We start from the raw sequence: 23,335 nt of genomic DNA on the forward strand, positions 1-23,335 counted from the left end.
CGTTCGGCGGCGCTTCCGGCGACGTCACTGTAGCCGTTCACAGCACCTGGAAACGCCGCCGGGCACCTCGATGCGGGTCGGCTTTCACGCTTGTTTCACAAGGGAAATCACCGTTTGACGCTGCCGTTGCGTTCTCCCTCGACGGCGGCCCGCTCAGCACGCGCGGGTTCTGTGGATCCCAGGTACGCGACCAGTTGGTCCGCCAGTTCCCTGGGACGGCTGAGCATCGCGCAGTGACACCCGGGCAGTTCGTCAGGTGTGATGCCCAGTCGTTCGGGTGCCAGCCGGCGGTAGAAGTCGGCCGGGAAGAACCGGTCCTCTCGAAAGAGAACGAACTTCGTCGGTACGTCGGGCCACTCGGCCAACGGCCACGGTGCGTCGTAGGTCGCGGATGACCCGCCCCGACCCTGGCCCCGGCGGAGCGCCTCCTCGGCCAGAGAGCGTGGAACCCCGCCGTAGAAGAGGATGTAGGGGTCGTCGCTGCCGGTGAGGCCACCGTCAATCTCGGCTTGCTTCGCTACCGCGTCCGAATGCCCGGTGTTGGCCCACCAGTCGCACGGAGCCTCGCCGGGGGAGGGGATCATCCCGGCCATCAGGACCAGGAGATCGGCCGAGAGCCGGTCGGCGACAAGTGGTGCGGTGAAGCCGCCGTAGGAGTGGCCGACAACGACCAGGTCACCCCGAGCGCCCCGGTCACTCAGATCACCCCGGTCGCCGACGGCCTCGACCACCGCGTCGGCGAACGCGCCGAGGTCCGCGGACTCGTCCTCGCTGGGCAGGTCGGGGGCGACGGTGTCGTGGCCGCGTGCCCGGAGTTTGGCCTCCACCAGATGCCAGGCCCAGCCCACGTCTCCGCCACCGTGGATCAACACGAAAGTCGCCATGCGCGATTCGCCACCCCTCCACCTCGGCCGCTGTCGTCCCGGGGTAGACCTGTGCCCGCCCGCGAACTCATCGGTCCGAACAGAAGACGCGTCAGTGATCGACTCCGGCAGCCGCGAGCAGGGCCAGCAGCTCGCCCCGGACGGCCGGCGTCGCCGCGATGGTCCGCTGGGAGTCCATGTCGTGGGGACTGCCGTCGATGTCGACCACCTCGGCCCCGGCCTCGCGGGCGATGACGACCCCCGCCGCGGTGTCCCACGGCTTGTTGCTGAGCAGGACGCAGGCGTCCAGGCGGCCGGCGGCGGTCCACGCCAGGTCGGTGGCGGCCGAGCCGAGCATCCGGATGCGTTCGACCCGGTGGGCGAGCTTTTCGACCATCGCCAACCGGAGGGGATTCTGCCGCTCGGCCGCGGCACCCGTGGCGAAGTCGCCGACCGCGACGAAGGCGCGCTCGAGGCTGGTTGCCGTACCGCCGTGGATCGGCTCACCGTTGAGGAACGCGCCGCCGCCGCGCACCGCGTGGTAGCGCTCGTTCAGGAACGGCAGGTCGATCACGCCCAGGACCGGGCGCCTGCGGTGGACCAGCCCGAGCGACGTCCCGCACATGGGCACGCCGTGGATGAGGTTGGACGTACCGTCCACCGGGTCCAGCGCCCAGAACGGCCGCTCGTCGGCGCCCGGGTCGGTCGCGGGCAGGTCCGGCCCGTCGCCGTCCGCCGCTCCGAATCCCTCCTCCTCACCGAGGAAGCCGAACTGGGGAGTGCGCTCGCGCAGGTACGCCCGAAGCTCGCGTTCGACGGTGAAGTCGAGGTTGGAGGCGAAGTCCCGGTCGCTCTTCTGGGTCACCGAGGTGAGGGACTCGCCGGACTCCCCGCGCAGCGTTCGCCGGGCGATGTCGGCGGCGCTCAGGGCGACGTGCAGGAGTTCGTCCAGGTCCACCCCGACCACAGCTTTCCTCCTGCCGATCGCCCGCGCAGGGGGCGGGTGAGTGCGCCGACGCCGGTGAGAGTACGCGAGTCGAGTCGAGCGGTGCGTACCCGATCCGGCGGCGATCCAGTCCCGGCGAGCTTTCGCGTACCGCCGTAGGGCAGGAGGCGCCGGTCAGCGGGGGTCGATGATCTCGGGCGCGTAGACCGTGCCGAGGGGTTCCGGACCGACGTACTGCCGGCAGTTGCACTGACGAGCCTCGAACTGCACCGGCTTGCGGTCGGCGTCCCAGGCGACCGGTGTCTGCACCTCCTCGTGGCACTTCCCGGTGGACGGGTCGTGCTTGGCGAGGTGGTGAGTGCAGCCGCAGATGGGTTGCGGCGGTTGGTCGGCGGCCTGCTGGGCGAGCGTACGGCGGGTGGCTTCCTGCTCGAGTTCGAGCCGGCGCTTGTGGCGGGTCTTCAGCGCCTTCCGCGTGGTGTCCACGATCCAGCTGGCGCCACCGAGCCAGAGGAAGATGAGAAGGATCCACATCCAGTTGCTCATAGGGCTCCCCCAAGGTCGTACGCCGCCCAAGCATCGCACCCGGCGTCGTACAGCGGCAAGATCGGGCCGCCGAGGTGGCACACCCTGATCCGCGGGGCCCGGGCGCGTGGCCGAGATGGCCAAGCTGAGTGATCGCCGCGCGGGTATGGCGGACCGGGGCTTACCGTTCTGCGACGCAGGATGGAACCTTCGAAGGTGAGCGCGGTCAGATGCACCAGGGTATGGACGCACACAGCCCACAGCCGCCGGTCTGGCCCGCGATGCCACCCCCGCCGGTGAGTCCCGACCGTGGTTCGCCCTCGAAGCTCGCGATCGTGAGTCTCGTCCTTTCCAGCCTCGCCCTGCTCGGCGTGATCGTGATGCTGGTGCTGTTCCTCGGCGGAGGGCCCGCCGACGGCGGTCCGCTGACCGGGAAACTGACCACCACGACGGCCGGTGTCCGCGGCGCGGACCTCGAGGACGTGGTGACGAACCGGATCACCGACGACGGCGGCGACGTCGAGGCGATGAGGTGCCCGGACGTCGCCTCGGTGAACCAGGGCGTGGTCGCGGTCTGCCACGGAACGATCAGCGGCGACCAGTGGGCCGTGATCGTGTACTTCGAGGACGCGCAGGGCCATTACACCCTCGTTCCCGTCTGACGGGCGAGTCGCCGGCCTTCCGGCGGGTACAGCGCATCCGGTCAGGCCTGCACGCGTACCGGCGCTTCCAGGAACGCCTCGACCATGGACGTCAACCACTCGGCGCGCTCCATCAGCGCGAGGTTCCCGGTGCCCGGAAGCACGGCGAGCTGGGAGTTGGGGAGCCCGGCGACGTCACCGGCCACCCCGCCGCCGAGCAGCCGGAACATCGACAAGGCGTGCTCGGGGCGTACGACGTCGGAGTCGCCCACGATGATCAGCGCCGGCGCCTTGATCGCCGCCACCGCTTCCTCCGGCCAGCCGACGAACTCCAGGTTGAGCCGCTTGACGCGTTCGATCAGCACCGGCCAGTCCTGCGGCCTGGGCGCGGTGCGCAGGTAGTCCGCCTCGAACGCACTGCCCGCGAGGTGTTCTGGCTGGAGCGCCGCCATGTCCTCGATGACGCCGGGGTGGAAGCCGTCCCGGTCGTAGGCGGGGGTGGCAAGCACCAGTTTGCGGGCGAGCTCGGGGTGGCGGATGGCGAGGCAGACGGCGACGCCGCTGCCCATGCTGAAGCCGAGGATGTCCGCGTCGCGCACGGACAGGTGGCGCAGCGCGGCCGCGGTGTCGTCGGCCAGTTGCTCGTAGGTGAGCGGGCGCTCGATGTCGCCGGTGTGGCCGTGCGCCTGCTGTTCGACGGCGACGACGCGGTGGTTGGAGGCCAGCAGGGGCAGGATCGCGCCGAACGACGTACCGATCGTGGTGAGCGCACCGTGCAGCAGTGCGAGGGGGCGGCCCTCGCCGTGCACCTCGTAGTACATCCGCAGGCCGTTCACCGGGACGTAGCCACTCGTACCGGCGGCTCCCGACGGGGTGCCCGGCCCCGGGGGTGGCGTGGGCGGCTCCGTCGTCGTGGAGTTGGTCATGGTGGCGCCTCCCGTCCCCGCGACTCCAGGCTTGTCTTCCCGGTCCGCGAAGGCTCCGACCATGGATCCCTCAAGAAATTGTCGGTCGGCGGGAGATTCCGGCGAGGTCGGACGGTGGGTCAGACGGGGTTGACGCCACCCCAGTGGCGCGGGTCGTCCCGGCGGTTGGGGAACGGCTCCGGCGGGTCGGTTTCGGCCGTTTCGACCCATTCTGCCGGCGCAACACGCCCGGGGAGCTCACCGAAACGGACGTACCGGAGGAACGCGAGTTCCTCGTCGGTGAAGCGTTCCCGGGGGCCGGTGGTGTCCGTCATCTGCGACCTCCTGCGGGAGCCTGCGGTCTGCTGACTCCATTGTGGGGCCTGATCAGCGGCCGGCGGGTGCGCGCGCGAGCACTCGGGCGAGGAACCGCTCGAAGGGCAGGCCGAGTCCCTGGGTGAGCAAGGGATCCGGACCGCCGTGGTACGCCAGCAGCCGGGTCCGCTCGTGCTCGAGCAGAGCCCGCAGGCGCTCGGTCAGCTCCGGGCACTCCCCGGACAGGTCGTGCCTCTCGCCGGGGTCGGCCTGCAGGTCGAACACCAGCGGGTCCGGCCGTCGGGTGCGGCCGTAGAAGTCCGGCAGCGGCGTGCCGTCGGCGAGCGCGGTGACCGGCTGGATCAGTTTGTGGCCGGCCGTGCGTACCGAGACCGAGGCCTGCCGGGTGGACTCCACCGTCACCACGTGCTCCCGGCCGGGTGCGGTGGGATCGGTCAGTACCGGCCGCAGGCTGGTGCCGGTCAACGGGTACGCCGGCAACGGGATCTCGCCCAGGTCGCACAGCGTCGGCAACAGGTCCTCGTGCGAGACGAGGGCGCCGCGCCTGCCTGGTGCGAGGTCGGGCACGCGCATCATCAGAACGGTGCGTGTCACCGCGTCGTACAGCCCGTGGTGGTCGAAGTGGAAGTCGCCCTCGCCGAAACACTCGCCGTGGTCGGACAGGACGACGAACACCGTGTCGTCCCACAGGCCGAGGCCGGTGAGCCCCTCGACGAGCCGGGTCACCTGCGCGTCGACCTGGCTGATCTCGCCGTCGTACTGCGCCATGACGTACGCGTAGTCGTCGGGGTGGCGCAGCCGCATGTCGGCGAGGAACGCGTCGTAGTAGTCGGGCGACAGCGCCCGGACGTCGGCGAGGTCGAACGGGCCGGACCCCGGCTCGTAGTGGAGGGTGTCGTACGGCGGCCGCGGGCCGTACGGCGTGTGCGGGTCCCAGTAGTGCACGAACAGCAGCAGCGGGTCGTCTCCGGGAGCGTCGGCGGCGTCGGCGGCGTCGGCGGCCAGGGACAGCGCCGCGTCGGTGATCCGCGCGCTCTGGTCGCCGAACGGCGTGTAGACGAAGCCGGAGTACTGCTCGAACCCGCGGGCGAACCAGCTGCCCCGGCCGGACCCCTGCACGACGAGGTTGTCGCACGCAGCGGTGTGGTAGCCGGCCTCCTGCGCGAGCTGGGGCAGGCTGGCGATCTGCCCACCCATCCGGTGCCGGGCCGGGTGGGTGACGACCTGGTGCACCAGCGGGTGCAGGCCGGTGAGCAGCGTGGTGAACGCGGGAGTGGTGGGAATGCCCGCCGCGCAGAACGCGTCGAAGACGACGCTCTGCGCGGCGAGCGCGTCCAGTCCCGGAGACGTCGGGTGCTGGTAGCCGTAGCACCCCAGGTGGTCCGGACGCAGCGTGTCGATCCCCACCACGACGATGTGCGGACGCCTTCGCACGTTGGGTTCTGCTCCGTTCGGTGTTTCGGTGGCCGGTGGCCGGTGGCTGAGGTGGCCTCAGCGGCCGGCGTTGAGTTCGCTCGGGTCGGGGATGTTGGCCGCGCCGCCCGCGGATCCGACGCGTTCGCGCAACGGCGTCGCGCCCGCGCCGACCACCTCGTCCGGCTTCGGCTGACCGATCGCCGAGGCACACGCGCCCTGCTCGGCCACCGGGTCCCGGGTCTTCCCGGTCTCGGCCAACCGCCTGTCCAGCCACGCGTCCAGCCGGTCCGACAGCTCCTTCACCACGGCGGGTTCGCGTTCGGCGACGTTGTTCTGCTCACCCGGGTCGGCATGCAGGTCGTACAACTCCACCATCGGCCGGCCGTGCGGGTCCGGCTCGATCGCCCGGATGAACTTCCACCGGTCGGTGCGCAACCCCCGCTTGACTTCCCAGGTCGCCTCGGACAGGTAGACCGTGTCGTAGTTGCCGTCGCGTACGCCGGACAGCACGGGGAACAGGCTCAGCCCCTCCATGTGCTCCCGCTGCGGGATTCCCGCGGCGTCGAGCAGCGTCTGCGCGACGTCGAGGTTCTGCACCAGGCCGGGGATCCGCCTGCCCGCGGGCAGTGTTCCCGGCCAGGAGAGGATCAGCGGGATGTGGACGTTCCCCTCGTACAACCCGTGGTGGTCGAAGTAGCCGAGCTGTTCGTTCAGCACCTCGCCGTGGTCGGCGGTGATCACCACGATGGTGTCCTCGCGGACGCGTTCGAGCGCGGCGAAGACCCGGGCGAGATCGTTGTCCATGTAGCGGATCTCGCCGTCGTACAGGTCGATCACGTGCTGGGCGTCGGTGACACCGGGCATCCAGTCGTGGAAGTACCACTTGAACGGTTCCCAGCTCCACGCCTCGTCCATGCTGTGGTTGTCCGGGTCGTACGCGTTGCGCCCGCTGTCGGTGTAGAGGTCCTCGTAGCCGGGCGGCGGGAGGTAGGGCGTGTGCGGGTCCCAGTAGTGCAGGAAACAGAAGAACGGCCGCTCGTCCGCGACCAGATCGTCCAGCATCGGCAGCGCGAGGTTGGTCACCGTCTCGGCCTTGCGCAGCACCGTCGGGTCGGAGCGGTCCCACTGGTACTGCTCGTAGCGTTCGTAGCCGCGGGTGAAGTGCCGGCCCATGTTGTCCACCGCCGCGGTGGCGTACCCGTTGTCCCGCAGGATCTCCGGCAGCAGGCGTACGCCGTCGGCGACCGGCACCCCGCCGCCGATGTTGACGATGTCGTGGGTGATCGCCTCCTTGCCGGAGAACAACGTGGTGAAGCTCGGGTGCGTGGGGATGTTGGGCGCGATGCAGCGTTCGAAAACCACACCCTCACGGGCGAACGCGTCGATGTTCGGGCTGGTGTCGCGGCCGTAGCCGTAGCAGCCGAGGTGGTCCGCGCGCTGGGTGTCCAGCGCGATCACGACGATGTTCGGCGGCCTGCGGCCCGCGGACGGCGTGCCATCGGCGGCGGCCGTCATCCGGCCACCTCCTCGATGGTGCCGTTCTCGAACGACCGGATCGCCGCCTCGATGACCTCCTGCGCGGCCAGGCCGTCCTCACCGGAGGCGTCCAGCGGGCCACCCGCGGAGACCTGCGAGACGAACGCGTTGATCCGGTTGCGGAACGTCTCGTTGAAGTTGCCCATCCCGCCCATGATGGAGTTCTCCACCACCAGCTTCTCCGGCGACGTACGCGGGAAGAACTCCAGCTTCTGGTAGACGTTCTCGATCACCAGCCGGCCCGCGCTGCCACCGACCTCGCACCGCTCGATCGGGTGCAGGCCGCTGGCGTCGTAGCTGCCGGTCAGGTGGCCGACCGCTCCGCTGGCGAACTGCACGTTGACCGACGCGTTCGACCAGATCTTGCGGCCGGGTCCCTTGTGGCAGAAGGCCTGCACCTTCGTGATCGGCCCGCCGAAGTAGCGCATCACGTCGATCGAGTGCGGGTGCAGCGCCCGCAGATGGAACCACGGCGAGCTCTCGTTCGGGTTGTTGATCCACAGCGCCATGTTCAGGAACAGCACCTCGCCGAGCGTGCCGTCCTCCTGCAGCTTCTTGGCTCGTTCGGCCGCCGGGGTGAACCGGTGGTTGAGGTTGACGCCCATGAGGACGCCGCGCTCCTTGGCCGCCCGCACCATCTCCCGGGCATGCTCGATGTTGTTGGAGATCGGCTTCTCCACCAGGACGTGCACGCCGGCCTCGATCGCCTGCATCGTCGGCTCGTAGTGGTGGCCGCCGTTCTCCGGACCGGCGGTGGCGATGCTCACCGCGTCCGGGCGCTCGGCGGCGAGCATCTCACCGAGGTCGTGATAGGCCGGTACGCCGTACGTCTTGGCCACCGGGTCGACCCGGCCGGCGTCGATGTCGCACAGGGCGACCAGCTCGGCGTCGGGGTTCTCCGAGTAGTACCGGGAGTGCGTCTTGCCGATGTTGCCCAGGCCGACGACTGCGACACGCAACATGGGGCTCCTTCCGAAGGGGTGTCTTGGGGTTGTGGCCGGGGCTCAGCCGAGCTCCTGCAGGCAGCGGTTGAGGTAGCCGCGGGTCTCGGCCGCGATCGAGGTGGCCTGGGGCAGCGTGTAGGACGCCGCGCCGATCACCTCGAGGTTGAGCGGTCCGGCGTACCCCACCTCCGCCAGCGCCCGCAGCGTCGCCGGGATGTCGACGGTGCCGCGGCCGGGCACCTGGGTGGGCGGCGGGCCGACCTGGCGTTCGCGCGACGCGCAGTCGCGGAAGTGGCTGGTGATGATGCGCGAACCCCACTGGCGGGCCACGTCGTCGGGGTCCTCGTCGGCGCGGTAGAGGTGGCTCGGGTCGAAGTTCAGCCCGAGTGCCGGGTGGTCCACCTCGGCGGTCAGCCGCAACGCTGTCGCCGCGTCGAAGATGGCCTGCCCCACGTGCGGCTTCACCGCGAGCCGGCAGCCGTGGTCGCGCGCGACGTCGGCCAGCCGGACGACGTTCGCGATGGCCTCCTTGGTGGACTCCTCGTCGCCGGACTTGCCACCCGAGCCGACGTTGACGATGTCGATGCCGATCGCTGCGGCGAGCTCACAGACCCGGGCCAGGCGTTCGGGGTCGGTGGTCGCGGCCTCGACGGCGGTGGCGGTGAGCCCGGCCGCCTCGACCCGCTTGCCGACCTCCTCAGCGCCGCGGGTGCCCTGATCGACGGAGAGGTGCTCACACATGCCCTTGATCGCGGCGAGCTCGACGTACTCGTAACCGGCGAAGGCGATCTGGTCGAGCGCCTCCTGCACGTCGAATCCGGCGAACAGCACCGTGTTGCATCCGAGCTTCACAGGTCACCTTCTTCTCTTCGGTTTCGGTTCGGGTTTCGAATCGCCGGATCTCTCAACAGATCCGGTCCTTCTGCCAGCGGATCGACTCGTCCCACTCGCTGCGTCGCAGGTCCATGTCGCGCCAGTACCACCGCACGTCGCCCGGCGACCCGGCGAGCGGATCGGGCGAGTCGGGCGAGTCGGGCGAGTCGGGCGGGTCGGGCGGGTCCGGCCAGTCCGCGTACACCTCTTCCCACCCGAGCACGTCGCAGTGCACGCGCAGCGATCCCTCGTGCAGCGGTTCCGCCGCCGGCTGGTAGCGGAAGTCGCAGGACAGCCGCACCCGGTCGCCGGCCGCGTGCGGCAGCGCCCGGTGGACGGTGTGGCTGGAGAAGGTCAGGACGTCACCGGCGGCGAAGTCGCCCTGTGCCCACGGCAGGTCGAGGTCGCACAGGTACGCCTCGAGGCCGCCGGCGCCCTCGGCCGCGTGGTAGGACATCAGGCCCTCGCGGTTCGAGCCGGAAAGTACGGACAGGCCGCCGAGCTCACGCGGGCAGTCACCGAGCGGGAACCACGCCGTCCACACCCGCGGCGTTCCCTGGATGTGGATGAAGTCCTGGTGCGGCGGCGTCGGCCGGGTGCCTCCGCCCGGGATCACGACGCGGGCGATGTTGCGCGGATGGGGGAGTACGTCCGCACCGAACAGGTTCCGGTAGACCGCGAGCAGCCGCGGATGGTGGGCGAGCTCGTGGAACTGGCGTACGCGCTGGATGTCGGCGTAGGCGTCCCTGGTGATACCCACGCCGCAGAACGCCGTCTCCTCGCGCGGCACCCGGTCGAACGCCGCGACGTCGGCGATGCCGTCCGAGACCGGCGTTCCGTCGACCAGCCAGCCGTACCGGCGGACAATCTGCAGGAACCGTCTGCGCAGGTCGAGCACGTCGTCGATCGGCAGCAGTCCGCGGAAGAACAGGTAGCCGTGCTCGTCCGCGCGGGCCCGCAGCGCGGCGGGGTCGTCGAGGAGAGCGGAGGAGTCGAGGAAGTCCGCGGTGCGTGCTGCCGTCGTGGCTGTGGCCGGTGTGGTCGGCGGTGTCGTCATGGTCGCTCCCGAGTGGGCGTTCGCTCCCGATCGGCCGATGTGTCCAGCCCACCACGCACCGGGGCCGTCGCGACATGGTCTGGGCTGTCGAAGACTGGAGGATCCACGCATGACAGGTCCGTTGCCGGACGTGGCGCCGCGCGCAGCCTCGGGAACCGCCGTGGTGACCGAACCGGCACGGGCACCGAAGCCGCTCGTCCAGCCGCTCGCCCAGCCCTTCGTCCAGCCGCTCGTCCCGACGCCGCTCACGCCGGTGGCTCCACCCGCGTTCCCGGCGCTGCTGCAGGCCAACGCCGTGCAGTTCGGCCCCGGTGAACGCTTCGGCTTCCCCCGCGTGGAGTCGCGGATGGTGACCTGGTGCCGGGCCGGCCGGGGCGAGGCGCGGGTCAACGGGGTGCGCTTCTCGCTGGTACCGGGTGTGCTGCTCGTCCTGCCGTGGGGGCACCGGATCCACTACACGGCGGCGGAGGTCGACCCGTTCCTGCTGGTCGGCGTGCACCTCGTGCCGCGGCACGACGAGGGGTTCCCGCTGGATCCGACGGTCCCGCACGACCCGAACCACCGGCACGCCGGCTGCCGGTGGCGCCGCGACGGCGAACCGGACCTGGGGCCGCAGGTGGTGGCCACGACCGCCGACGCCGCGCCGGGACTGGCCCAGCTGAGCGCGTACGCGGTGGAGGTGTGGCGGCGGGGTACGCCGTCGGAGGCGTCGATCCGGGCGCTCGGCACGATGATGGTCGACGAGCTCACCGGGCTGGCGTACCAGCTCGCCGCGCGCACCGGCGACCAGGCCGCCGGGTATGCGGGATCGGGCGGGTTCGGCGTCCTCGGGGGCGGCGGTGGCCGGTCCGACACCTGCGTGGTGCCGGACGAGCTGCGCCGCGTACTGGCGTACGTCGAACACCACCTGGCCGACCGCCTCACCGTGGCCGGGCTGGCCGAGGTCGCCGGCTGCAGCGGGGCGACGCTGAGCCGGCGGTTCGACACCTACCTGCGGCGGTCGCCGATGGGGTGGGTGCTCGACCAGCGGATCGAGCGCGCCCGGGGGCTGTTGCGCACCACGCCGCTGACCGTGGCCCAGGTCGCCCGGCGGTGCGGGTTCGCCGACGCGAACTACTTCTCCCGGATCTTCCGCGACCGCACCGGCCGGCCGCCCACCGCGTGGCGCCGCCGCGAGCGCCTGCTCTGAACGTGATCCGAGCGTGTCCTGCCGCCGACGGTCCGCATCCGCTCTCGGGCGACCGCTGACCGGGCCCGGCCACGCGGGCGGGCGGTCACGGATATGCTCGCCCCGAACCTGCCCGCGACGCCTGAGGAGCACCCCAGTGATCGCGTCTGTCAAGCCGGCCGCCGTCATCGTGCTCGCCGCCGGCGAGGGCAAGCGGATGAAGTCCCGGACCCCCAAGATGCTCCACCAGCTCGGTGGCCGCAGTCTGCTCGCACACGCGGCCGGGGCCGGCCGCTCGCTGGAGCCCGAGCACCTCGTCGTGGTCGTCGGGCACGCCCGCGAACAGGTCGTTGCCCACCTGGAGACCGTCGACCCGGGCGCCCAACCGGTGGTCCAGGCCGAACAACGCGGCACCGGCCACGCCGTCCGTACCGCCCTCCAGGCCCTTCCCCCACTGCGCGGCACGGTGGTGGTGACCAACGGCGACGTCCCGCTGCTGCGGCCGGGGACACTGCGCGCCCTGCTCGCCACCCACGAGGAGCAGGGGTCCGCCGCGACCGTGCTGGCCGCGCAGGTCGCCGACCCCACCGGGTACGGCCGGATCGTGCGCGGACCCGACGGCGCGGTGCGGGGCATCGTCGAGCACCGCGACGCCACCCCGGCGCAGCAGGCGATCGCCGAGATCAACTCCGGGATGTTCGCCTTCGACGCCGCCCGGCTGGCCGACGCGCTCGGCCGGCTCGACGCCGACAACAGCCAGGGTGAGGAGTACCTCACCGACGTCCTCGCGATCCTGGCCGGCGACGGGCACCGGGTGGGCGCGTTCGTCGCCGAGGACGAGACCGAGATCCTCGGTGTCAACGACCGGGTGCAGCTCTCCCAGCTCGGCCGGGTGCTCAACGACCGGATCCTCACCGAGTGGATGCGGGCGGGCGTCACGGTCGTCGACCCCGCCACCACCTGGGTGGAGTCGACCGTACGCCTCGAACCCGACGTGACGCTGCTCCCGCAGACCCAGCTCCGGGGCGCGACGAGCGTCGCCTCCGGGGCCGAGGTCGGCCCCGACACCACACTGACCGACGTCACCGTCGGCCCGGACGCCACCGTGGTCCGCACCCACGGCGAGCGTGCGGTGATCGGCGCCGGCGCCACCGTCGGCCCGTTCGCCTACCTGCGTCCCGGCACCAACCTGGGCGAGTCCGGCAAGATCGGGACCTTCGTCGAGACGAAGAACGCCGAGATCGGCCCCGGCGCGAAGGTCCCGCACCTCACCTACGTCGGCGACGCCACCATCGGCGAGGGCACCAACATCGGCGCGGGGACGATCTTCGCCAACTACGACGGGGTGCACAAACACCACACCAACGTCGGCCGGCACTCCTTCGTGGGCAGCGACTCCGTGCTGGTCGCGCCCCGCCAGATCGGCGACGGGGCCTACGTCGCCGCCGGTTCGACGGTGGTCAAGGACGTCGGGCCGGGTGAGCTGGCAGTCGCCCGGGGCCAGCAGCGCAACATCGGCGGCTGGGTCGCCCGCAAGCGCGCCGGCACCAGGACGGCGGAGGCCGCCGAGGCCGCCCAGGCGGCACAATCCGCCGAGCCGGCTACACCATCCGGGCGGGAGACGACGGGGGAGACCCGCGCACCGCACGCGAACGGGACGAGAGACACTGGCGATGTCGATGACGCGCCGAAGAGGAGTGAGCAGTGACCGGGATGAAACTCACCACCCAGAAGAACCTCATGCTCTTCTCGGGTCGGGCTCATCCCGAACTCGCCGACGAGGTCGCCGAACTCCTCGAGGTCGACCTGGTGCCGACCACCTCCTACAACTTCGCCAACGGTGAGACGTACGTTCGGTTCGAGGAGTCCGTACGCGGCTGCGACGCGTTCGTGATCCAGAGCCACCCGGCGCCGATCAACGAGTGGATCATGGAACAGCTGATCATGGTCGACGCGCTGAAGCGGGCCTCCGCCAAGCGGATCACCGTGGTGACGCCGTTCTACGGCTACGCCCGGCAGGACAAGAAGCACCGCGGCCGGGAGCCGATCTCGGCCCGGCTGATGGCCGACCTGCTCAGCACCGCCGGCGCCGACCGGCTGATGGCGGTCGACCTGCACACCGCCCAGACGCAGGGCTTCTTCGACGGACCGGTCGACCACCTGTTCGCCCTACCGGTGCTGGCGAGCTACATCGAGACCCGCGTGGACAGCTCCCGGGTCACCGTCGTGGCACCCGACTCCGGCCGGGTGCGGGTGGCGGAGCAGTGGGCAGACCGGCTCGGCGGCTGCCCGTTGGCGTTCATCCACAAGACCCGCGACGTCAACGTCCCCAACTCCGTGGTGGCCAACCGCGTGGTCGGTGAGGTCGAGGGCCGTACGGCAGTGGTGGTCGACGACATGATCGACACCGGCGGCACCGTGGTGAAGGCCGCCGAGGCCCTGATCGACGCGGGCGCCTCCGACGTGATCGTGGCCGCGACGCACGGCGTGCTGTCCGACCCCGCCGTCGACCGGCTGAAGAACGCCCGCATCCGCGAGGTCGTGGTCACCAACACACTGCCGATTCCGCAGGAGCACCGCTTCGACACGCTGACGGTGCTGTCCATCGCCCCGCTGATCGCGCGCGCGATCCGCGAGGTGTTCGAGGACGGCTCGGTGACGAGCCTGTTCGACGGCGCGAGCTGATCACCTGCGGTTTCTCATCCGCGACTCGGCGGACCCCTGCGCGTCCCCTGACAGACCGGCAGGTATTCTTTCCCGGTTGCCTCGGCGAGGGACGCCCGTATCCGGCTCCGTGATCGACGCGGTTGCGGACATGTGCGCCGCCGAGCAGCCATCGACCGCAGCCGACGTCGCACGTTCTTGAGGAGTAGTTTCCGTGTCCGAGGTCAAGATCAAGGCCGAGTCCCGCACCGAGTTCGGTAAGGGTGCGGCGCGACGGATCCGACGCGCGGGTCTCGTCCCCGCCGTCCTGTACGGCCACGGCAGCGCTCCGGTGCACATCACGCTGCCCGGTCACGAGCTGATGCTCGCGCTCAAGACCGCCAACGCGCTGTTCGACGTCGACCTGGGTGAGCGCAACGAGCTCGCGATCCCCAAGCAGGTCCAGCGCGACCCGATCAAGGGCTTCCTCGAGCACGTCGACCTGCTGATCGTCCGCCGCGGCGAGAAGGTCGTCGTCGAAGTGCCGGTGGCCCTGACCGGCGAGGCCGCACCCGGCGCGCTGGTCTCCACCGAGCACACCACGCTGTCCGTCGAGGCCGAGGCCACGCACATCCCCGCCTCGATCGAGGTCTCGATCGAGGATGCGGAGGTCGGCACGCAGATCCTGGCCAAGGACATCTCGCTGCCGCGCGGCGTGACCCTGCACCTGGAGCCGGAGACGCTGGTCGTCAACGTCGCCGCCGCGCCGACCGCCGAGCAGGTCGAGAGCGAGCTGGCCGAGGCCGAAGCCGCGGTCGGTGGGGAAGCGGCCGAGGCAGCTGCCGAGCCCGAGGAGACCGAGGAAGGCGCCGGCGAGGAGCCCTCCGGCGAGCAGGAGTAGTCGAGCCGCACTCCGGCGCGACCTGCGTAACTCTCCATGTCCGAGAGCTCGTCCGGAAGTCCATGGCTGGTCGTGGGCCTGGGTAACCCCGGGCCCACGTACGCCGCCCACCGGCACAACATCGGCCAGCAGGTCGTCGACCTGCTGGCCACCCGGGTGGGCGGAAAGCTGAGGCCCCACCCACGTGGCCGCGCCGACGTGCTCGAAGGTCGGCTCGGTGGCGTGCCCGGTGTACGTGTCGTGCTGGCACGGCCCCGTTCCTACATGAACGAGACGGGCGGCCCGGTGGCGAGCCTGGCCACCTTCTACAAGATTCCGCCCGAGCGCGTGGTGGCCGTCCACGACGAGCTCGACATCCCGTTCGGCGCGCTCCGGCTCAAGCTCGGCGGCGGCGACAACGGGCACAACGGTCTCCGGTCGATCCGCCGCTCTCTCGGCACCGGGGACTTCCATCGCGTCCGGTGTGGCATCGGCCGCCCGCCCGGACGCCAGAACCCGGCCGACTTCGTGCTCTCCGGCTTCTCCGCGGCCGAGCGCAAGGAAGTTCCGCTGCTCGTCGACAACGCCGCCGACGCGGTCGAGGCACTCGTCGCCGAGGGACTCGACCGTGCGCAGAACACCTGGCACGGCTGACTTCCCGGCCTGCCCGGCCCCCGGCCGGTCCCCCGCGAGGGTTGACCACGACGTTCAGATCACGGTTCGATCTCGCATGCAACTTTCTCCGTTCCCGAGGAGTCGGTGGGTACGTAGGTGCCGGCTTCGCGCCCGGGGGGTGCGTGGAGCCGGCATTTTCATGTTTACCCTCCGGCCCACCGGGAACCCATTTTTGTCGGACACACAGCTTCGTTTGGCTGAGGCCGACAACGACCCCTGCCTATGGTGAATGAATTGGCCAGACGGGAGGGGCCATCGTGTTTCGAAGACTATTTCTCGCTGTATTACTCGCGGTTGTGCTGGTTGCCGGTGCTGCGTGCCAACCGGGCCAGAAGCCGGCACCGGGGGGCGGTGTCGTCAAGAGTACTTGTGGCGTGGGTACAAAACTCACGCCGAAATGTGGCACGTGGTGGGGCGTCGCCCCCAATCCCCTTGCCGGGGAAAGCTGGGACCGGGCGCTGACGAATTTCGAGAATCAGATTCAGCGGCCGGTCAACATCGTGCACTACTACCACTCGTCCGGGCAGTTGTTCCCGACGGCGTCGGAAATCGCCCGGGCGAACCAGCCGGGCAAGGAGCGCTTGCTCTTGATCAACTACAAGCCCGAGGGCGGCAAGACTTGGGCTCAGGTGGCAGCCGGTGCACAGGACCAGAGGCTGAACCAGTTGGCCGCGTACATCAAGGCCAACTTCAACCAGCCCTTCTTCCTCACGATCCACCACGAGCCGGAGGAAGAGGTCAAGCCGACGGCGGGATCCGGCTACACCGCACAGGACTACCGCGCGATGTACCGGCACGTCGTCCTGCGGCTGCGTGCGCAGGGTGCCACCAGGATCGTCACGGTGATGAACTACATCGGGCTGCCGAAGTGGGGAAGCCAGCCGTGGTTCGAGAACCTGTACCCCGGCAACGACGTGGTCGACTGGATCGCCTACGACCCCTACATCTTCGGTAGCGGTTCATACTGGGGTCCGGTTTCCGATCTCTTCAATCGGAAATTCCCCGAGTACCCGAAGTGGCCCGGCTTCTACTCGTGGGCAACGCAGTTCGCGCCCGGAAAGCCGTTGATGCTCGCCGAATGGGGAGTGGGTGAACAACCCGGTAATCCCGCCGGCAAGCCGGATTTCTTCAAGGCTCTGGGCTCACAGGCAAAGAACTGGCCGGCGGTGAAGGCGATGGTGTACTGGAATGCCGCGGCGGACCGGACGGTCGGAGCGACCCGAATAGACTCCACGACGGCGTCGTTGCAGGCGTATCGCAACACGGGGCTGATGCCGTACTTCAACCCCTAATGGGGTTCGACCGGCGTTTCGCGCCCAAGGCTAGGGCTGTTGGGCGTGAGGCTGGTCGCCGAGCCGCCGTCGGGTGAGCACTCTTCAGTCCCTGGCCGTTCAGGTCTAGGCCTAGATCGTGCCCCCGGCGGCTGGTGAGGAGGTCGTAGGGCTGGTGGGATGTCGTGCCGGGTTGAGCACTGATCCATTAGGTCGCCTGGATCTTCTCCGCAAGCTCGCCCTGATGGCTGGAAGGAGAGGAGATACCAGCGGTGCTCTTCATCGGGGATGACTGGGCAGAGGCTCATCACGACCTTGAGCTGGTCGACGAGGCTGGCACGGTGTTGGCCCGGCGCCGCCTGCCTGAGGGAATCGAGGGCATCGCCGCGCTGCACGGGCTGGTGGGAGATCACCTCGGTGTGCAGGACGAGCCGGATCGGGTGGTGGTGGGAATCGAGACCGACCGCGGCCCGTGGGTGCAGGCGTTGATCGCGGCCGGCTACACCGTCTATGCGATCAACCCGCTGCAGGTCGCGCGCTATCGAGAACGGCACGGCACCGCCGGGGCGAAGTCAGATCCCGGTGATGCGCACGTGCTGGCCGAGATCGTCCGCCTGGACCGAGCACATCACCGCCCCGTCGCGGGTGATTCCGGGCTGGCCGAGCACATCAAGGTCGCTGCCCGGGCGCACCAGACGATGATCTGGACCCGGCAACGCAACACCAACACCATGCGGTCGATGCTGCGGGAGTACTACCCCGCCGCGCTGGTCGCCTTCGGCGACCTGGCCTGCCGGGACGCCCTCGCGGTCCTTGCTGCGGCACCGACACCGCAGCAGGGTGCGGCGTTGACCCCAGCCCGCATCCAGCGGCTGCTGGCCCGGGCCGGTCGGCAACGCAACGTGGCTGCCCGGGCCGAACAGATCGCGACGGCGTTGCGCGGCCAGCAGCTGCCCACCCGGCCGGAGGTAGTCGATGCCTACGCGGCCAGCCTGTCCGCGCTGGTCGCGGTCACGGCCGAGATGGTCCGCCAGATCGCTGCCTTGGAGGAGCAGGTGAAGGCGGGTTTTGGCCGGCACCCGGACGCTGAGATCTACCTGAGCCAGCCTGGCCTCGGGCCGATCCTCGCCGCCCGGGTACTCGCCGAGTTCGGAGACGACCCCCACCGCTACCCCGACGCCCGGGCACGAAAGAACTACTCCGGCATGAGCCCGATCACCAAGGCCTCCGGCACCAGACGAGTCGTCCTCGCCCGCCACGCCCGCAACCGCCGGCTCGCCGACGCCCTCTACCTGCAAGCCTTCGCCGCACTGTCGACCTCACCCGGAGCGCGCGCCTTCTACGACCGCCACCGCGACCGCGGAGCAACTCACCACCAAGCGCTACGAACACTGGCCAACCGGCTCGTCGGCATCCTCCACGGATGCCTCACCCACGGCACCAGCTACAACGAAGCCACCGCCTGGCCAACCCAAGAAGCCATCGCCGCTTGACAGCTTAGAGCCGTGGGATGTCTAGGCCGAGCAGGAAACCAATGCCGACCGATGACCGACTGGCCCGGCGCCCCGGCGCGCGGGCCGGCGGCCTGTCTTCCTAGCGCGGCGCCTCGTCCTGACGCGCGGAGCGAATACCGGCGAACAGGTGCCGGCCGTAGTTGTCGGCGTACGGTGCCACCGCGTCCTCGTCCGGCCCGAGGTCGACCACCCGGTCGAAGCCGGTGTGGGTGGTGAGGAAGCGGCGGACGTGCTCGGTGTCCCAGCCGCGCAGCGACCGGGCGAACCACGCCTCGTGCTCCTGGCCGGTGTCGAGGAACAGCACTCGTCCGGTCACCGAATCCAGGAGTCCGGCCAACTCCTCCGCGGACACGCTTGCCCGCCCGAGAACGAAGTGGTGCAGCAGGCTGAAGCAGGACACCACGTCCCACCTCCGCCCGGCGTCCCGGGCCGCGCGGAGGAACTCCACCGCGTCGCCCACCGTGATCCTGGCCGGGTCCAGACCGTAGACGCCGGCCGCGAGCCGCGGTGCCAGCGGGTCGCGTTCGATGCCCTCCGCCGCGAAGCCGAGGTCGCCGAGCCGGCGGACGAACCACCCGTAGCAGCAGGCCACGTCGAGGTAGCTGTGGCCGGGTCCGTCGATGCCCTCGGACGCCAGCCGGCGTTCCATCATCGACAACCGGTCGGTGCAGCGGCGTACGGTCGTCCAGCTGCGCTGCAGCTCGGGTGCGTCGATCGGCTGGTACAGCTCCTTCTTCCCGCCGATCCAGCTCATCTGCCCCAGCAGGTCCTGCAGCGGCGTCGTCACCGGAACGCGCTTGACCTTGACCGAGGCGGACTCGGCGCCGCCGTGCGCGAGCAGTGCCAGGCGGTGGTGGCCGTCGAGCACCTGGAAGCAGTCGGAGTCGCGGATCGGTGCCACCAGAACCGGGTCGGACGGGCCGCTCTGCCCGGCCCGCGCCGGCAACCCGCCCCCGTCAGGGGTCGATCCGGTCACCGGGCCGCCTGCCGGAGCGGTCGTCGGCACGGTCGCCGGCACGGTGCCCGTCGTGTGCTCGGCGGTGGCTCCGGTGGCGACGGCGGTTCCCACGGCGGTGCCGACCGCGACCGGCGCCGGCACGCCCCCGGACGGGGCGGCGGCGACCGCCCGAGCCAGGAACGACCGGGCGACCTCGACGACACCGGATTCGTCGGATGCCCAGAAGTAGCGTCCGGTCAGCCGCAGGCAGCGCCGGGCGTGTTCGGTGTACGGCGAGGCGAGGATGGCCTCGTCGGTCAGCTCACCGTGCTCGGCCGCCAGGCGGAGCAGGTCGGCGTGCGGCCCGCGGGCGATCGGCGTGGACGCCCACAGCAGGTCGTCGAACTCCGCCGCGTAGGTGGTCGCGGGTACGCCGTCCTGGATGCCGAGCAGCAGCCGGTCCAACGGCACCCGTGCCACCCCTGGCCGGCGGAGCACCAGCGTGGACAACGCGACCCGGGCACCCTGGGGGAACGGCAGCCGCCGCAGCGCGTTCACGCCGCCCAGCAATGCCTGCCCGGAGGTCTGCCGGGCCCGGCCGTGCAGACGGCGCATCGGAGCAGCGAGCCTGCCCATGGGCACGCCTGCCAGTGCGCTCCGGAACGCTCCGAGCTGCAGGTGGTTTCGGCCCTTCCACAACAGCGCGGCGTACACCGCGCACATCGGGACCAGCCAGCCGATCACCACGCCGACGTTCATCGGCGCCACGAGGTCCACCAGGAGCGGCACCACGCCGAAGCACGCGGTCGCCGAGGCGGCCACCCACAGCACGGCCGGGCCGAACGACATCACGCCGTACGCCCGCCGCACCTGCAGCATCGGCAGCGTGTTGCGGACCGCGAGCGCGGCGGCCCACGCGATCGCCGCACCGGTGATGCCGAGCCGGGGGACCAGGACGACGACGAGCACGACGTCGACGACGAGGGCGGCGGCGTTGTTGACCAGGCTCTGCCGGCTGCGCCCGGCCATCAGCAACACGACGTCCACCGAACCCGTGGCGGTGGTGGCCAGCATGGTGAGGGCCAGGATGACGACCGTGGCCCGGCCGGCTTCGTACCCACCGCCGAAGACCTTCAGCAGCACCGGTGCGGCGACCGCGCTGCAGAGGTAGATCGGCCAAGCGATCGCCATCAGCCACGCGGTCGACGTGGAGAACGACTCGCGTACCCCCGCGAGGTCGCCGCGGGCGAACAACCCCGCGAGCTGTGGCTGCAGCACCTGCTGGATGGCCTGGACGCCGAGCTGGCCGAGGACGAGGAAGCGGGTCGCGGCGGTGTAGACGGCCGCGTGCCGCGGGGACAGCAGCGCGGCGACCAGCACGATGTCGGAGCGCTGCAGCGCTACCTGGCAGATCCGCCCAACAGCTCGGGGCGCGGTGAATCCCCAGAAGTCCCGGGCGAGGGTGGCCGGCGGCGCGGCGTCTTCCGGGACCTCACCGTGGGCGTCGCCGGCCGGCTTGGTCCGCAGCCTGGCGACGATCGAGCGGTACCACCACGCCACGCCGAGCAGGCCGACGGCGTACGGCGCGACCCAGGCCACCGCCAGCCACACCGGGCCGGCCCCGACCAGCAGCACGACCACGATGCACAGGATCTGCCCGGGCAGCCGGCCGAGCTTCTCCACGATGACGTTGGGCCGCATCGTCTGGTGCGCCTGGGTGGCGGCGAGGATCGTGTCGTACGCCGTGGCCACCGGCAGGCTGACCGCGAGCACCCGCAGCATCGCCGTCATCGTGGCGCCGTGCTCCACGCTCGTGGCGCCGCTCTCGCCGGCGCCCAGCATGGTCGCGAGCCACGGCGCCACCAGCCACACCACCACCGCGGCCGCGGCACTCAACCCGAGGACGGGGCGCAGCGCGATCCACACCGTGCGCACCGCGCCGGCGAGACTGCCCACGGCGAGCTGTCGCTGGATGGTGTGCGCCAGGCCGACGTCGGTCCCCAGCCCGGAGATCGCGGTGACGATGAGGAAGAACGACGTGGCCGCGAACAGCATCCCGGCGACGTTCTGGGGGACACCGTTGGCGACCACCACGACCAGCGCGATGCTCGCCGCCCCGCCGACGAACGTGCCGGCCAGGTTGAGCATTCCGTTGCGTGCCAGCCGTTCGATGGACGGGGTACTCGACGTACCAGCCGCAGTCACCGCACTCACCGCGTGTGTCCCCCTAGGTCAGTGGCCGGTCGAGTGGTTCGCGGATCGTGGTGTCCGCGGTCGGGTCGGACGACCAGTGGTCGCCGTTGGTCGGATTCGCTCCGGCCGGAGGTGCCGCCCCCGGCCGGGTGTCCTCGGGATAGGAGTTGCTCGGCGTGATCCGCCGCCGCCGGGTGGTGTCGATCAGCGGAGGTGCGTCGGCGGTGCCCTTCCGGGGAAGTGGCCTGGCCCGCGCGACACCGGCTCCGGGTCCCTCGGCCGCCTGGGGGTATTCGGAAGAGCGGGGCCGCGGTGCCTGGCCGTGGGTGGGCCGGCGGTCGCGTGCCCTGCGTTCCCGGCGCTCCTCCCGGCGTTCCGCACGGCGCGAATGCCCGCCCCCACTACGTCCCGGCGACACGCCCTCGACCATCACCGCACCGAGCAGCACGGCGTGGACGTGTTCGAGGGCCGCGGTCGCGACCATGAGCTCGGTACGGGTGGTGACGCCCACCGCGCCGACGAGCACCACGCCGTCGGCCAGCGAAGCCAGCGCCTGCCCGTCGGCTCCGGCGGCCGGCGGTCCGCAGAGAACCACGTAGTCGTACCACTCCCGCAGCCTGGCCAGGGTTGCCCGCATGGGTTCGGAGAGGAGCTGGTCCATCGTCTGCCGGGCGGGGTAGCCGAGGGGAAGCACGGCGAGGTTGTCCTCTGGCTGGACCAGCAGCTCGGTCAGGTCGACGATGCCGGCCAGGAGTTCGGACAACCCGGGAAGCTGCGAACCGCTGCCGACGAGCAGCCGGGACACCTCGCCGGTGGTGTCGACGACCACGACGCCGAACCCCGCTCGGGCCAGGCCCACCGCGAGCCCGGCGGCTTCGGGGCCCGCGCCGATTCCGTCCGACATCCCCGTCACAGTGAGCGTCACAGGCGGGGCGTCGGTGCCGGTGATGACGGACGTACGCAGCGCGCGATACGGCTCGGACAGGTCGATCGGGTCGGTGGTGGACCGGCGCAGCCGCATCCGCCGGCCCGAGCCGACCAGGCCGAGCAGCTGGATGCCCAGATGCTCGACGTCGTAGGGATGGTGCAGGCGCAGGTCGACCCGCGTCCGGAGCAAGGCGAGGGCCACACCGAGCAGCAGGCCGACGACCACACCGGCGCCACCGAGGACGATCGCGTCGCGGTAGCCGGTGCCGGTGTCCAGTGCCGCGGAGCTGATCACCTGGCCGGGCCACTGGTCGCTGGCGGTCAGAGTGCTGGTCTCGGTCTCCAGGCTGGCCAGCTGGGAGGCCAGCGAGCTCAGGCGTTCGGCGAGATAGGCCCGCCGGGAGTCGGTCGTGTCCGACCGGCCCATCTCGTCGTTCACCTCGTTGAGTGACCGCTGGGTCTTGGACTGCTGCTGGCGGATCTTGCTCAGCTGGGAATTGATGACCGAGTTCGCACGTCGTTCGCGGTAGGCGAGATAGGAGTCGGCGAACGCCTGCGCGCCGCGGACCGCGTCGGGTGCGGAGCCGGCTGTGTACGACACCTTCAGCACCTGCGTGTTCGTGGGGTTCTCCACCACGACGTGGGTGCGGATCTCCTCCACGCTCAGCGACAGATGGAGCCGGTGGAGGACGTCGGAGGCAACGCCGTTGGTGCTGACGAGCTGTGCCTCGGTCTGGAGGTTCACGAGCTGGTCGCCGCGGCCGTCGGTGGTGTACGGGTTGCCCTGGAGAGGGCTCAGCAGGATCGAGGCGCCGGCGGTGTAGTGCAGGCCCTTGCGCAGCGCCACCCCGGCACCGGCCGCTCCGCACACCACGCCGAGGACGACCAGGAGAGCGAGATGGCGGCGGAGTGCGTCGAGTACGAACGACGTGAGCGCGGACGCGTTGTCGTCGTCGCGCATGAACCCCCCAACTCCCGTGCCGTGCTGGACCGACGGTAGACCAGCAGGCCGTGGTTTCGGTGTCGTTTGGCACGATTGTTGCCGGTCGGCAACGGTCGTGCACGGCCGGGTGCTTTCCCCTATC

At 70.6% G+C, this 23,335-nt stretch carries 20 protein-coding genes; 8 read left to right on the forward strand and 12 right to left on the reverse strand.

All coding sequences use genetic code 11. The features are described 5' to 3' along the window. Positions 1 to 107: 107 nt before the first annotated feature. The 3 genes from F4554_RS06605 to F4554_RS06615 all read right to left on the reverse strand — a co-directional run bounded on the left by F4554_RS06605 (position 108) and on the right by F4554_RS06615 (position 2,355). Positions 108 to 884 carry an alpha/beta fold hydrolase gene (locus F4554_RS06605; RefSeq protein ID WP_179786565.1) on the reverse strand — a complete coding sequence of 259 codons (777 nt, stop codon included), beginning with the start codon at positions 882 to 884 and terminating at the stop codon, positions 108 to 110. 91 nt (positions 885 to 975) lie between these two features. Beyond that, on the reverse strand, positions 976 to 1,830 hold the full coding sequence (locus F4554_RS06610) for an inositol monophosphatase family protein (protein WP_202889173.1): 855 nt from the start codon (positions 1,828 to 1,830) through the stop codon (positions 976 to 978). Between the two features lie 153 nt (positions 1,831 to 1,983). After that, positions 1,984 to 2,355 carry a hypothetical protein gene (locus F4554_RS06615; protein ID WP_179786566.1) on the reverse strand — a complete coding sequence of 124 codons (372 nt, stop codon included), beginning with the start codon at positions 2,353 to 2,355 and terminating at the stop codon, positions 1,984 to 1,986. A gap of 314 nt (positions 2,356 to 2,669) precedes the next feature. Between F4554_RS06615 and F4554_RS06620 the strand changes: the two genes are divergently transcribed. Beyond that, positions 2,670 to 2,996, forward strand: a complete 327-nt coding sequence (locus tag F4554_RS06620; RefSeq protein ID WP_179786567.1) for a DUF4333 domain-containing protein — start codon at positions 2,670 to 2,672, stop codon at positions 2,994 to 2,996. Positions 2,997 to 3,037: 41 nt separating this feature from the next. Here F4554_RS06620 and F4554_RS06625 read toward each other — a convergent pair whose 3' ends face one another. The 7 genes from F4554_RS06625 to F4554_RS06655 all read right to left on the reverse strand — a co-directional run bounded on the left by F4554_RS06625 (position 3,038) and on the right by F4554_RS06655 (position 10,042). Then, positions 3,038 to 3,901: an alpha/beta fold hydrolase gene (locus F4554_RS06625; protein ID WP_179786568.1), complete on the reverse strand. Its 864-nt coding sequence runs from the start codon at positions 3,899 to 3,901 to the stop codon at positions 3,038 to 3,040. Between the two features lie 119 nt (positions 3,902 to 4,020). Beyond that, positions 4,021 to 4,215, reverse strand: coding sequence for a hypothetical protein (locus tag F4554_RS06630; RefSeq protein ID WP_179786569.1), 195 nt, complete (start codon positions 4,213 to 4,215; stop codon positions 4,021 to 4,023). Between the two features lie 52 nt (positions 4,216 to 4,267). Then, positions 4,268 to 5,650, reverse strand: a complete 1,383-nt coding sequence (locus F4554_RS06635; protein WP_179786570.1) for a sulfatase-like hydrolase/transferase — start codon at positions 5,648 to 5,650, stop codon at positions 4,268 to 4,270. A gap of 57 nt (positions 5,651 to 5,707) precedes the next feature. Continuing rightward, a complete protein-coding gene (locus tag F4554_RS06640; protein WP_179786571.1) occupies positions 5,708 to 7,147 on the reverse strand; it encodes a sulfatase family protein in 1,440 nt (479 codons plus the stop codon). After that, a complete protein-coding gene (locus F4554_RS06645) occupies positions 7,144 to 8,130 on the reverse strand; it encodes a Gfo/Idh/MocA family protein (protein WP_179786572.1) in 987 nt (328 codons plus the stop codon). Before F4554_RS06645 ends, F4554_RS06640 begins: the two co-directional genes overlap by 4 nt. A gap of 42 nt (positions 8,131 to 8,172) precedes the next feature. Further along, positions 8,173 to 8,964, reverse strand: a complete 792-nt coding sequence (locus F4554_RS06650) for a TIM barrel protein (RefSeq protein WP_179786573.1) — start codon at positions 8,962 to 8,964, stop codon at positions 8,173 to 8,175. A 52-nt stretch (positions 8,965 to 9,016) separates the two neighbouring features. Continuing rightward, positions 9,017 to 10,042: a phytanoyl-CoA dioxygenase family protein gene (locus F4554_RS06655; RefSeq protein WP_179786574.1), complete on the reverse strand. Its 1,026-nt coding sequence runs from the start codon at positions 10,040 to 10,042 to the stop codon at positions 9,017 to 9,019. A gap of 109 nt (positions 10,043 to 10,151) precedes the next feature. Between F4554_RS06655 and F4554_RS06660 the strand changes: the two genes are divergently transcribed. The 7 genes from F4554_RS06660 to F4554_RS06690 all read left to right on the forward strand — a co-directional run bounded on the left by F4554_RS06660 (position 10,152) and on the right by F4554_RS06690 (position 18,172). Then, positions 10,152 to 11,231, forward strand: a complete 1,080-nt coding sequence (locus F4554_RS06660; RefSeq protein WP_179786575.1) for an AraC family transcriptional regulator — start codon at positions 10,152 to 10,154, stop codon at positions 11,229 to 11,231. Between the two features lie 136 nt (positions 11,232 to 11,367). Further along, positions 11,368 to 12,918, forward strand: coding sequence for a bifunctional UDP-N-acetylglucosamine diphosphorylase/glucosamine-1-phosphate N-acetyltransferase GlmU (gene glmU, locus F4554_RS06665; RefSeq protein WP_337795901.1), 1,551 nt, complete (start codon positions 11,368 to 11,370; stop codon positions 12,916 to 12,918). Continuing rightward, entirely contained in the window at positions 12,915 to 13,895 is a 981-nt protein-coding gene (locus tag F4554_RS06670; RefSeq protein ID WP_179786576.1) for a ribose-phosphate diphosphokinase, read from the forward strand. The genes glmU and F4554_RS06670 overlap by 4 nt, the downstream gene beginning before the upstream one ends. Positions 13,896 to 14,088: 193 nt before the next feature. Continuing rightward, positions 14,089 to 14,754: a 50S ribosomal protein L25/general stress protein Ctc gene (locus F4554_RS06675; protein ID WP_179786577.1), complete on the forward strand. Its 666-nt coding sequence runs from the start codon at positions 14,089 to 14,091 to the stop codon at positions 14,752 to 14,754. A gap of 36 nt (positions 14,755 to 14,790) precedes the next feature. Then, the gene (pth, locus tag F4554_RS06680; protein WP_179786578.1) at positions 14,791 to 15,387 is read left to right on the forward strand and encodes an aminoacyl-tRNA hydrolase; all 597 of its coding nucleotides are present in this window, start codon (positions 14,791 to 14,793) and stop codon (positions 15,385 to 15,387) included. Positions 15,388 to 15,782: 395 nt separating this feature from the next. Beyond that, complete coding sequence (locus tag F4554_RS06685; protein WP_179786579.1) at positions 15,783 to 16,700, forward strand: glycoside hydrolase family 26 protein; 918 nt, start codon at positions 15,783 to 15,785, stop codon at positions 16,698 to 16,700. Between the two features lie 251 nt (positions 16,701 to 16,951). Further along, entirely contained in the window at positions 16,952 to 18,172 is a 1,221-nt protein-coding gene (locus tag F4554_RS06690; protein WP_179786580.1) for an IS110 family RNA-guided transposase, read from the forward strand. Between the two features lie 100 nt (positions 18,173 to 18,272). On the opposite strand, the gene F4554_RS31975 is transcribed toward F4554_RS06690, so the two are convergent. Further along, the gene (locus tag F4554_RS31975) at positions 18,273 to 21,344 is read right to left on the reverse strand and encodes a polysaccharide biosynthesis C-terminal domain-containing protein (protein WP_179786581.1); all 3,072 of its coding nucleotides are present in this window, start codon (positions 21,342 to 21,344) and stop codon (positions 18,273 to 18,275) included. Positions 21,345 to 21,357: 13 nt separating this feature from the next. Then, positions 21,358 to 23,211, reverse strand: coding sequence for a hypothetical protein (locus tag F4554_RS06700; protein ID WP_179786582.1), 1,854 nt, complete (start codon positions 23,209 to 23,211; stop codon positions 21,358 to 21,360). Between the last annotated feature and the right edge of the window lie 124 nt (positions 23,212 to 23,335).

Origin of the sequence: Actinopolymorpha rutila (assembly GCF_013407855.1) — a bacterium.
In the GTDB taxonomy this organism is placed as follows: Bacteria; Actinomycetota; Actinomycetes; order Propionibacteriales; family Actinopolymorphaceae; genus Actinopolymorpha; species Actinopolymorpha rutila.

Excerpts from the sequence above, each read along its gene's own strand:
- F4554_RS06605 (WP_179786565.1), bottom strand. The coding sequence starts at position 884 with ATGGCGACTTTCGTGTTGATCCACGGTGGCGGAGACGTGGGCTGGGCC.
- F4554_RS06615 (WP_179786566.1), bottom strand. The coding sequence starts at position 2,355 with ATGAGCAACTGGATGTGGATCCTTCTCATCTTCCTCTGGCTCGGTGGC.
- F4554_RS06625 (WP_179786568.1), bottom strand. The coding sequence starts at position 3,901 with ATGACCAACTCCACGACGACGGAGCCGCCCACGCCACCCCCGGGGCCG.
- F4554_RS06630 (WP_179786569.1), bottom strand. The coding sequence starts at position 4,215 with ATGACGGACACCACCGGCCCCCGGGAACGCTTCACCGACGAGGAACTC.
- F4554_RS06640 (WP_179786571.1), bottom strand. The coding sequence starts at position 7,147 with ATGACGGCCGCCGCCGATGGCACGCCGTCCGCGGGCCGCAGGCCGCCG.
- F4554_RS06645 (WP_179786572.1), bottom strand. The coding sequence starts at position 8,130 with ATGTTGCGTGTCGCAGTCGTCGGCCTGGGCAACATCGGCAAGACGCAC.
- F4554_RS06655 (WP_179786574.1), bottom strand. The coding sequence starts at position 10,042 with ATGACGACACCGCCGACCACACCGGCCACAGCCACGACGGCAGCACGC.
- F4554_RS06660 (WP_179786575.1), top strand. The coding sequence starts at position 10,152 with ATGACAGGTCCGTTGCCGGACGTGGCGCCGCGCGCAGCCTCGGGAACC.
- pth (WP_179786578.1), top strand. The coding sequence starts at position 14,791 with ATGTCCGAGAGCTCGTCCGGAAGTCCATGGCTGGTCGTGGGCCTGGGT.
- F4554_RS06700 (WP_179786582.1), bottom strand. The coding sequence starts at position 23,211 with ATGCGCGACGACGACAACGCGTCCGCGCTCACGTCGTTCGTACTCGAC.